Genomic DNA, 2,326 nt, shown 5'->3' with positions numbered 1-2,326 from the left:
AATATCTTTTAGTTCTTCTGTTGATAAAGTTACACCGGTCGGGTTAGAAGGATACGGTAGTACGATACATCTTGTTTTTTCTGTAATAGCATTTTTAAGCGCTTCAGCTGTTAAACGGAATCCAGTTTTACGAACATCTACAAAAATAGGTGTTGCACCGCATAATCGAATAATAGGTTCGTAACCTGGATAAATAGGAGCAGGTAAAATTACTTCTGTTCCTGGCTCTAAAATCGTTCGAAATGTAACATCAATTGCTTCGCTAGCACCGATTGTAACGATGGTTTCGTTTTCAGGTGAGTAGTGTAAATCGTAGTTATCTTTTACGAAGTTACAAGCTGCCTTGCGTAATTCTAGTAAACCAGCGTTATGTGTATAGCTTGTATAGTTTTCTGTAATAGCCCGTTTTGCAGCTTCTTTTACGAGAGAAGGTGTAGGGAAATCGGGTTGTCCGATTGTTAAAGAAATCAAATTATCATAGTTTTGAATCATGTTAGAGAATTGACGGATTCCAGAAATTTGGATGTCCTTCACTCTAGGGTTAATGAATTGTTCCATTGTATCTCCCTTTCTTCCGTTTGAAAATTAAGTTCATTTTATCATATTTTCTATGATCGCGCTTTGTATATGTAATTTAGAAAGAGAGAGAAAAGAGAAAAAAGCCGCTATAAGCGACTTTTTAATATCCGTATTCCCAATCTATTTCATCTTCATTCCAGAGTACAGAGGATACCTTGCCAAGGTGAACAACTGATTCGTTCACAGCACATGTGCAATTTTCATCTCCTGCTTTATGCTGTAATTCTTCATATACTGATTTTTCAACATTTTCTAGAACAACCAAATTTTCTTCTTTTAAAACAAGCGTAGTACCCGCCATATTTATCTTCCTCCTACTAAAGTAATGATCACTTATTTGTAAACATAGATAGTATGGATTATATGCTGTATTTTGCTATAGTTGTCCGTCTAAAAAAGTATTTTTATATTTTCTTTGTAATCCGTATTCATTGTATACTGCACGAAGGAAATTTGGTACAGGGTTTACAATCATTTCGAAAATCTGTAACAATTATGATGAGTTGTTAACAAAGAATTAACAAATATGTTAAGAAAAATCAAAATTTTAAAACAAATACACCTATAAAATGATATAATCATATCAAAATACATATAGGGGATGAGAGGTTATGGAGCTTATCCGTGATTTATTGATTCAAATTGCCATCATAATTTTGCCACTATTTTTATATGAAGCGATTCGTTTAAATCGCTATCAAGAAATGCCTCCGAAGCCAAATCGTTACTTTATTATGTTTTTATCTAGCGTTACGCTCGTTCTCTCCATGACATACTCTATTTGTTTTGGCAATGTGTGTGGGTATAACTTTCACCCCATTCCAATTGTCAGTGGTTTTTTATATGGTGGGATTGTTGGTTTAATCCCAGCGGTTATTTTTGTTGCATATGAATGGTTACTAAAGGGAATGAGCTTTCTTCCAGTTTTAGAAGTAATATTTCTATTGATAGTTCCGCTGTTTTTATCAAAGAAATGGTCTCTTTTTTCAAGGGATAAGAAATTAATTTTAGCATTTATGATTTCATCATTTTATGTGCTTGTTTCTTTAGTATTAGGCATGATTAATGTTCTTTTGGAAACAGGATTTACACCGTATATTTCGCAAATATATAGCGGATTTATATTTGCCTCGCTTATCATGGTCATGACAATGGTATTTCAGGTGTATTTAACTGAATATTTAAACGAAAATGCATTGCTACGTACAGAGATGCAAAAATCAGAAAAGCTTAATATTGTAAGTGAGTTAGCAGCAAGTGTGGCACATGAAGTTCGAAATCCACTTACTGTTGTTCGTGGATTTATCCAATTGTTAGAAAGTACGGAAGATGTGAAGAATAAGGATTATATGCGTCTCGTATTAGCTGAATTGGATCGGGCGGAACAAATTATTTCAGATTACTTGAATTTAGCAAGGCCGCAAATTGAGAAAAAAGAACACATTTGTTTATCAGTATAAGTAATATATTAGCTGAATTGGATCGGGCGGAACAAAAGATTACTTGAATTTAGCAAGGCCGCAAATTGAGAAAAAAGAACACATTTGTTTATCAGCCCAATTAATAGAAATGACCACTCTCATGTCGTCATTTGCAGCGATGCAAGGTGTATATTTACAAGTTGAAATTTCAGAAAGTCTTTATACGATTGGTGATAAGACAAAGTTGAAGCAAGCTATTATGAATGTTGTTAAAAATGGTATTGAAGCAATTCAAGGAAATAAAGGATATTTAAAAGTAACAGCTA

The 2,326-nt window shown here is 33.4% G+C and carries 2 protein-coding genes and 1 pseudogene; 1 reads left to right on the top strand and 2 read right to left on the bottom strand.

The window, feature by feature from the left end; translation table 11 throughout:
• Together DN403_RS30365 and DN403_RS30360 are read right to left on the bottom strand one after the other, a co-directional pair.
• On the bottom strand, window positions 1-558 hold a 558-nt coding region (locus DN403_RS30365; RefSeq protein ID WP_149186096.1), incomplete at its 3' end, for an aminotransferase class I/II-fold pyridoxal phosphate-dependent enzyme.
• A gap of 121 nt (window positions 559-679) precedes the next feature.
• A complete protein-coding gene (locus DN403_RS30360) occupies window positions 680-880 on the bottom strand; it encodes a hypothetical protein (RefSeq protein WP_000929277.1) in 201 nt (66 codons plus the stop codon).
• 310 nt (window positions 881-1,190) lie between these two features.
• Here DN403_RS30360 and DN403_RS30355 point away from each other — a divergent pair.
• Window positions 1,191-2,326, top strand: a pseudogene (locus DN403_RS30355) (histidine kinase dimerization/phospho-acceptor domain-containing protein); the annotation flags it as partial.

The sequence above is a fragment of the Bacillus sp. AY2-1 genome (genome assembly GCF_008368965.1).
GTDB classification, from domain to species: Bacteria; Bacillota; Bacilli; order Bacillales; family Bacillaceae_G; genus Bacillus_A; species Bacillus_A thuringiensis_S.
This window is presented reverse-complemented; position numbering and strand designations above follow the sequence as displayed.

Coding starts and splice junctions, on each gene's coding strand:
- DN403_RS30360 (WP_000929277.1), bottom strand. CDS start 880: ATGGCGGGTACTACGCTTGTTTTAAAAGAAGAAAATTTGGTTGTTCTA.